The organism is Synechocystis sp. CACIAM 05, assembly GCF_010222815.1.
In the GTDB taxonomy this organism is placed as follows: domain Bacteria; phylum Cyanobacteriota; class Cyanobacteriia; order Cyanobacteriales; family Microcystaceae; genus Synechocystis.
The window spans coordinates 1,641,167-1,648,871 of record NZ_CP019225.1; the positions used below are offsets into that span (position 1 = coordinate 1,641,167).

Sequence of the window (7,705 nt, forward strand, 5' to 3'; positions counted from 1 at the left end):
AGCGTCGCCAAAAACGTTAAACTTTTTTAGACAAACTCCAGGACAATGTTAAAGGTAGAGCATGTGGACGCTTTGGCCCATATCCTGCTCAACAGTCAGGAGAGCATCAAATAAAGTCGGGAGTTTTTGGCCTGCCATTGGCAATTTGAGCAAAGGGGGCAAATTTTTAGGATGCAACGATCGCCTCCATAAAATAAATTCTCAACTTCACTGATTAAGCACGTCCCGTTTATGGGCTGGAGCCCCGGCCACGGCGGCCACTTCTGCAATTAAATCTTCGGGAACACCCATTTCCTTCAAGGTTGCCAGCAAATCCTCCGCCACTGCGTCGAAGTGTTCACCGTTCAAACCATGGTTTTCCACCAACTCTTTGTGGGCTTCCCGCATATAGCGACCATCATATTTATCTGTACCGCCAAAGGCATAGGTTAAAAAGGCTTTTTGGTGGGCCCGTTGTTTAGCCATATCCACGTCGGCGAAAAAGTCTTTGATGCGGTCATCCTGCAACACCCGCTCGTAAAATTTGTCCACAGCTAGATCGACAGCGGTGGCTCCACCTAATTTTTCATACAAAGTTGACATCAATTTTCTCCTACAAGGATTAAGAATTGGAAATTTTGAGAGTTTCAAGAAAGTAATGAGAGGCACCAGTTGCATAGTAGTTCTATGTTACCATTGACCCTGAATTTGGTAAATATTGCCATGGTGATATCAACTATGTGGGCTGACCTGGAGACAACTTTCGTGCAGCGATGAAATCTAGCAAACCAATGACGGTTATCTGAGTTGTTTCTCTCAATTCCTACTGTTTCTCTTTTGTTAATCCCATGAAACACATCGGGATGTTCATCCAGCAGTTGTTGATAGGGCCTCCAGTCATCGGTGCAGGACACTGTCACTTTCCTACTTTGCCAGTCTCTTCAGCAAACGACTCAGGGTTTGACTATCACGATTTCCCAGTTCCCAGTCAATGAGTCTCCCAGTAACACGGTCATATGCTTTCCAGATCCATAACTTGTTTTTTTTGCCTGAAGAAAATGCCACAGTTCGTCTAATTCCACTACGATTGCTGAGTCTGGAGCCGGTTTCTCGTAGTTTGCTTCGCCAAAATCCCTAATCCAGTTGAGCACTGATTGAGTAGAAACTCCCAAGAGTTTTGCTGTGGCATTCATTGACATACCACTCATATACAGTAAGACCGCTTCTAGTTTCATCCAGAGAGGTTTACCCCGTTCTTTGGAGAGATTGGTGAATTGATATTGGCAACTCTTACACTTGAATCGCTGCTTCCCCTTGACAAAGCCATTTTTGACGACATTCCCATGACCACATTGAGGACAGTGACAGTGTGTAGACATTTTTCCAAAAGCTCATTACCCAGTATTCCCTATCATCCTACATCATTATCTATTTGAAACTCTCCGTAATTTTAATGATAGCCTTGTTACGTGATCAGCGCCTACCCGATACCAATGATATGGATAATCAGTAGCGGGTAATCAAACCCCAGTTACTATGACCCAACCAAAACATAAGTCCCCCAAAGTCTGAACTTCAGGGGACAAGGGAAATGGCGATGTATTTCCCCAGGTTTTAACCTTCTGGGGATAGTTGCTGAGAGGGAAATTAATGCAGTTGGATTACTTTGGGGCTTTCCTTCATATGGACAGTGTCTACAAAGCGGGCGGTGCTGGACTGGCTAGAAATAACCAAGCTTTGGGTCCGTACCCCACCATGGAAGAAGCGGACTCCTTCCATCAAAGTGCCAGGAGTGATACCACAGGCGGCAAATAATACGGTTTCGCCACAGGCCAATTCTTCGCAGTTATAAACCTGGTCAGGATTTTTGATGCCCATGGAAGCGAGACGCTCTAGGTTGCCTTCCCGACTTTCACCGATTAGGCCGGTTTTAACCACTTCGGGATCGTAGATTAACTGACCTTGGAAGTGACCCCCCAGACAGCGCATGGCAGCAGCGGAAATTACCCCTTCAGGAGCAGCCCCGATGCCCATCAGAGCGTGGATGTTGGTGCCGGAAAAAGCACAGGAAATGGCGGCGGAAACGTCTCCATCACTGATTAGACGTACCCGAGCACCGGCGTTGCGGATTTCTTGGATCAATTCTTTGTGGCGGGGACGATCCATGACCACTACCACCAATTCTTCAATGCTGCGGTTGAGGCAATCGGAGAGGATTTTCAGGTTTTCGGTGGCGGATTTGTCGATGTCCACATGACCTTTGGCCGCTGGGGGAGCCGCCAGTTTTTTCATGTAGAAGTCGGGAGCGGCAAACAAACCACCTTTTTCGGAAATTGCCAACACAGCCATGGAACCGTTTTGACCATAGGCTACTAGGTTGGTACCTTCACAGGGGTCAACAGCAATGTCAATTTCTACCAATTCGTCGGGATTGCAGAAGGATTTGGCATCTTCTCTGGTGCAAATGCCTACTTCTTCGCCGATGTAGAGCATGGGTGCATCATCCCTTTCCCCCTCGCCAATGACGATGCGGCCCCGCATGTGGATTTTATTCATCCGTTCCCGCATGGCTTCTACGGCTACTTGGTCAGCGGTGTTTTTTTCACCTTTGCCCATCCATTTTGCCGAGGCGATCGCCGCTTGTTCTACGACTTCAATAATTTCTAAACCGAGGGTGCTGTCCACGAATTGAATCCTCCCAACTGCTGATTAGGTTTCCCTAGCTTGTGATTAAGTGTTAATAGTCAAAAGTCTATCAGAGGGGGGGATCAGCGTACAGCATTGTTGAGGGGGGTAATTAGGCTTGGGCGCTGACCACGGCGGGCACCAAAGATCCTCTAAGATTAAGAGTTGGGCGGATTGTCTGCCTGCTTTTTGACTGCGTTGAACCATTCCACTGCCAAATTCAGCTAATTTTGACCATGACTGAGTCCGTAATCTCCCCAGAAGATGCCTTCAACCAGGCGATCGCCAGATATAACGGGGGGGAAGGCCCCGAAACCCTGATCCCGGTGTTTAAGGACATTGCCGATAGCTCCCCGAAAAATGCGACGGTGTGGGCTTGCCTAGCTTGGCTGTATCTGCTGGACGACAAGCCAACTTTGGCCTTCAAAGCGGCCCAAAGGTCGGTGAAAATTGACGGTTATCATCCCCAGGCAAGGATTAACTATGCCTTGGCCATGTTGGCTAATAAAAAAACCGGTGTACGGGAACAGGTGGAGTTAGCGGCGCAAATGATGTCCTTTGATCAGGAAATCGCTGCGGGAGTGATGGAAAGTTTGGATGATGGTCTCGAGCGTAAGCCCGATTGGCGAGACATTGAACGGATTAAGAAATGGCTGACAGAGTAGTTTGACTAATCGGTTTTAACTTTAGGCAAATTCAGGCAATCAGTTCAGTCCCTAGTGTTCGTTTGTTACCTTGGATAGAATTCCTAACTTCGTACAAATATCCCTAGACCATGACCCCGGCCAAAATTCGTAACGCCTTATTAGCCGTAGTGGCGATCGCCTTGAGTGCGGCCGTTTATCTCGGTTTCCAAACCCAAACCCAGGGTATATCCCTAGAAGCCCAAGCCCAGCGGGCCATTCCCCTGGCCACTGCCTTGGACAATGGTCGTCCCACCTTGGTGGAATTCTATGCTGACTGGTGTACTAGCTGCCAAGCCATGGCTCCGGACTTAGCAGAGTTGAAGAAAAACTATGGCGGTTCGGTGAACTTTGCCATGCTCAATGTGGACAACAATAAATGGTTGCCGGAAGTGTTGCGCTATCGGGTGGATGGCATTCCCCATTTTGTTTACCTAGATGACACCGGCACGGCGATCGCCGAGAGCATTGGAGAGCAACCGTTGAGGGTGTTGGAGCAAAATATCACTGCCCTGGTAGCCCACGAACCTATCCCCTACGCCAATGTAACTGGCCAAACTTCAGTGGTGGAAAACCGAACCATTGAAGCTGACCCCATCTCTCCCCGCAGTCACGGTAATCCCCGCCCCAGCTAATGGATTCACTAACCCAATCATAGCCAGAAACTATGCCAATCATTAAACTGCTACAGGTTCGGCTATCCCGCCCTTAGGCGATCGGCTAATATCTATTTGTGTGTGAGGAGTAAGATTAATAAGGAAGCAGCCGGAGGGTCGAAACATGGCAAGACTCCTTGCGGACTTCCTTATTTTTTTGCCTATTTTTTCGGTAATACCCGCCCCAGCAAGTCTCAGGAAAGGCGAAGATGAGGGATTGACCGTAGTCTATCCACTCGTTAACAAAACTTTATGGTATATTCAGATACAGCGGTGAAAGATTGATATTTCTCCATAGGATTGTCTGCCGCCCCGAAGGTTTATTTGCCTAGCCCCAATCCGATCGCCTAACTTAGCTTTTGACTGGATTCTTCCCTCTCCATCCTCAAACTTACTGCTTTATGCTGGTACTTTCCGTCCTATCTTTGGCCTTAGCCTCGTTTTCTGCCATCCTTTGCTTCACTGTGCAGGAAGATGTGGTCAGGGCTTCGTTAGGTTGTGTGGCCGTATTGTCGATTTTGGTCACTCTCTTTTTTGCTCCCTGGGTGTTAAAACTGACTTTAATGGCAGTTCCCTTCGGTTTAGAGCGGTTTTATCGCCTCAATCAAAATGCCCCCATGGATTGACAGCCCATAATTTGCAACTTTGCCCATAACTAAACTTTGCCTTTGCCGGAGTTGGGAACCTGTTTGTTTATCCACCCGAAGTAGATCCCTGAAACTGGCCCAGTTCGACGCTTGGGTGGTTCCAGAGCAGATGATTGCCCCGATCACCGATTAGCCATTGCCCCCGTCAGAAGTTGTTTGAATCAAACGACAGGCCTCGAAACTTCCCTGTCAAAACTCCTCCGGATTCGTTAGGCTAGAGGGAGATTCTGAAATTACCTTTATTTCAAACTTTTCAGATCGCTCAACCAGCTAGGGGAATAGACAGAACCATGGGGCAAATGAACACCGCAGAATTATTGGTTCGATGTCTGGAAAATGAGGACGTTGAATACATTTTTGGCGTACCCGGAGAGGAAAACCTCCACATCCTCGAAGCGCTGAAAAACTCGCCCATCCGCTTTATTACCACCCGCCACGAACAGGGAGCAGCCTTTATGGCCGACGTTTACGGCCGTTTAACGGGCAAAGCGGGGGTTTGTCTTTCCACCCTGGGGCCTGGAGCCACCAACCTGATGACCGGGGTAGCGGATGCTAACTTGGACGGAGCGCCCCTGGTGGCCATCACTGGACAGGTGGGCACAGATCGGATGCACATCGAATCCCACCAATACCTGGACTTGGTGGCCATGTTCGACCCGGTGACTAAATGGACCAGGCAAATTGTCCGCCCCAGCATTACCCCGGAAGTGGTTCGTAAAGCGTTCAAATTGGCTCAGAGCGAAAAACCAGGGGCCACCCACATTGATTTACCAGAAAATATTGCCGCTATGCCGGTGGATGGGAAACCCCTACGGCGGGACAGTCGGGAAAAGGTTTATGCAGCTTTTCGTACTTTGGGCACAGCGGCCAACGCCATTTCCAAGGCCAAAAACCCCATTATTCTGGCCGGCAATGGCACCATCCGAGCCGAAGCCAGCGAAGCCCTGACGGAATTTGCCACCAGTTTGAATATTCCCGTGGCCAACACCTTCATGGGTAAAGGCACCATGCCCTACACCCATCCCCTTTCCCTTTGGACAGTGGGCTTACAACAACGGGATCACATTACCTGTGCCTTTGAAAAAAGCGATTTGGTCATTGCGGTGGGCTATGACTTAATTGAATATTCTCCGAAAAAATGGAATCCCACTGGAGATTTGCCCATCATTCACATTGGCGCTACTCCGGCGGAAATTGATAGCAGTTATATTCCCCAGGTGGAGGTGGTGGGGGACATTACCGATTCCCTGATGGATTTGCTCAAACGGTGCGATCGCCAAGGTAAACCCACTCCCTACGGGGCTTCTCTCCGGGCGGAAATTCGGGCCGAGTATGAATGTTATGCCAATGACACAGGTTTTCCCGTTAAGCCGCAAAAAATTATTTATGACCTGCGCCAAGTGATGGGCCCCGATGATGTGGTGATTTCCGATGTGGGGGCCCATAAAATGTGGATGGCCCGCCATTACCACTGTGACAGCCCCAACACCTGTTTAATTTCCAATGGTTTTGCGGCCATGGGCATTGCCATTCCAGGGGCGATCGCCGCTAAGCTGGTTTATCCTGAGCGCAACATTGTTGCGGTGACGGGGGACGGTGGTTTTATGATGAACTGCCAGGAGTTGGAAACGGCCATGCGGGTGGGCACTCCCTTTGTCACGTTAATTTTTAATGACAACGGTTACGGCCTAATTGAATGGAAACAGATCAACCAATTTGGCGAATCCAGTTTCATCAAATTTGGCAATCCAGACTTTGTTAAGTTTGCTGAAAGCATGGGTCTTAAAGGTTATCGGGTAGAAGCGGCGGCGGATTTAATTCCTATCCTCAAAGAAGCTTTAGCTCAACCCGTACCCACTGTGATTGATTGTCCTGTGGATTATCGGGAGAATATTCGTTTCTCGCAAAAAGCTGGGGAATTGGCCTGTGAAATTTGGGAATAACTAACCTTTAGCGACACAATAAAGATCTACAAATATCTACCAAATCGGCGCTAACTCCAAAACAAATTCTGGCAATACAGCCTCACCACTGAGGCTTGCAGAATTTTCTAAAACTTCCACCACCCGACCAGGACAATAGATTTTCACAGTGCGAGTTTGGCGATCGATTAACCAACCCAATTGAGCCCCATTTTCTTGATACTTTTGCATTTTTTCCCGCAGGGGTTTTAGTTCATCACTAGGTAATCTTAATTCGATCACAAAATCCGGGCAGAGGGGCACAAATCTCTGTTTTTGTTCCGGGGTTAAATTTTCCCATCGTTCCCGTTTCAACCAGGCTGCATCTGGCGATCGGTCGGCTCCATTGGGTAATTTGAAGCCCCCAGAAGAATCGAAAAAAATTCCGGTGCCATCGCGTTCTGCCCAAAGACCTAGCCGTAGTATCAAAATGCCCTTACGGTTACTGGTTTCGCCTCCGGTGGGTGACATGATCACTAAATCTCCCTGGCAATTACGCTCAAAACGCAACTCTCGATTGTTCAAACAGAGTTGATAAAACTGCTCATCGGAAAGGGATAGGCTGTCAAGTTTGACGGTTATGGCGGCGGGCATTGGCTTTACCCCAAAGGCATTGATGTGGCATTGGCTCCCATTCTAAGTGATGTTTACGGTGACAGAATACCTATTGCTCTTCTATCATAGTGGGTAGGATAAAATGGAGAGGATAGTCTGAAATGCAGAGGTGGTATATAGTTGCCCCACGTGAAGCAAAAGAAACAGTACAATTCATTGACAAATACTGCGAAGGATACAGAGACTTATTTCCAGAAGTGAGAAGCTGTGAATACTTGCATCTAGGATTAATTGCGAATATAAAGAGAAAAACCTTCCCAGAAATAGCTAAGGTAGTAGGACTAGAAAATGGACAAGGATTTGACTATTTCTTCGGTAACAGCCCTTGGTGGTTAGAGGAGGTAAGGGAAAGAAGAATTAATAAAATTCTGAGTTTTGCGGAAGGAGAAGCAATAACAATGCTCATAGACGAAACAGGGGATAGGAAAAAAGGAAGAAAGACAGATTATGTTGCGCGTCAGTATATTGGCAATCTAGGA

10 protein-coding genes are annotated in these 7,705 nt (G+C 48.0%); 5 read left to right on the forward strand and 5 right to left on the reverse strand.

Annotated features, from left to right (window positions below; all coding sequences use genetic code 11):
* Positions 1–207 precede the first annotated feature (207 nt).
* The 4 genes from BWK47_RS07860 to glpX all read right to left on the reverse strand — a co-directional run bounded on the left by BWK47_RS07860 (position 208) and on the right by glpX (position 2,664).
* Positions 208–582, reverse strand: a complete 375-nt coding sequence (locus tag BWK47_RS07860) for a group I truncated hemoglobin (RefSeq protein ID WP_162328223.1) — start codon at positions 580–582, stop codon at positions 208–210.
* A 44-nt stretch (positions 583–626) separates the two neighbouring features.
* Positions 627–899, reverse strand: coding sequence for an IS1 family transposase (locus BWK47_RS17255; RefSeq protein WP_336235098.1), 273 nt, complete (start codon positions 897–899; stop codon positions 627–629).
* A 33-nt stretch (positions 900–932) separates the two neighbouring features.
* Positions 933–1,358, reverse strand: a complete 426-nt coding sequence (locus BWK47_RS17260) for an IS1 family transposase (protein ID WP_257793043.1) — start codon at positions 1,356–1,358, stop codon at positions 933–935.
* A gap of 268 nt (positions 1,359–1,626) precedes the next feature.
* On the reverse strand, positions 1,627–2,664 hold the full coding sequence (gene glpX, locus BWK47_RS07870) for a class II fructose-bisphosphatase (protein ID WP_010872613.1): 1,038 nt from the start codon (positions 2,662–2,664) through the stop codon (positions 1,627–1,629).
* A 236-nt stretch (positions 2,665–2,900) separates the two neighbouring features.
* On the opposite strand from glpX, the gene BWK47_RS07875 reads away from it, so the two are divergent.
* The 4 genes from BWK47_RS07875 (at position 2,901) to BWK47_RS07890 (ending at position 6,593) form a co-directional block, all read left to right on the forward strand.
* Positions 2,901–3,329, forward strand: a complete 429-nt coding sequence (locus tag BWK47_RS07875) for a tetratricopeptide repeat protein (protein WP_010872612.1) — start codon at positions 2,901–2,903, stop codon at positions 3,327–3,329.
* Positions 3,330–3,439: 110 nt separating this feature from the next.
* Positions 3,440–3,982 (forward strand): thioredoxin family protein, encoded by a 543-nt coding sequence (locus BWK47_RS07880; RefSeq protein ID WP_162328224.1) that lies wholly within the window; start codon positions 3,440–3,442, stop codon positions 3,980–3,982.
* Positions 3,983–4,428: 446 nt separating this feature from the next.
* Positions 4,429–4,629, forward strand: coding sequence for a riboflavin synthase subunit alpha (locus BWK47_RS07885; protein ID WP_237269948.1), 201 nt, complete (start codon positions 4,429–4,431; stop codon positions 4,627–4,629).
* Positions 4,630–4,940: 311 nt separating this feature from the next.
* Positions 4,941–6,593 (forward strand): acetolactate synthase large subunit, encoded by a 1,653-nt coding sequence (locus tag BWK47_RS07890; RefSeq protein ID WP_162328226.1) that lies wholly within the window; start codon positions 4,941–4,943, stop codon positions 6,591–6,593.
* Positions 6,594–6,629: 36 nt separating this feature from the next.
* Here BWK47_RS07890 and BWK47_RS07895 read toward each other — a convergent pair whose 3' ends face one another.
* Complete coding sequence (locus BWK47_RS07895) at positions 6,630–7,205, reverse strand: Uma2 family endonuclease (RefSeq protein WP_162328227.1); 576 nt, start codon at positions 7,203–7,205, stop codon at positions 6,630–6,632.
* Between the two features lie 218 nt (positions 7,206–7,423).
* On the opposite strand from BWK47_RS07895, the gene BWK47_RS07900 reads away from it, so the two are divergent.
* On the forward strand, positions 7,424–7,705 hold a 282-nt coding region (locus tag BWK47_RS07900), incomplete at its 3' end, for a transposase (RefSeq protein ID WP_204250498.1).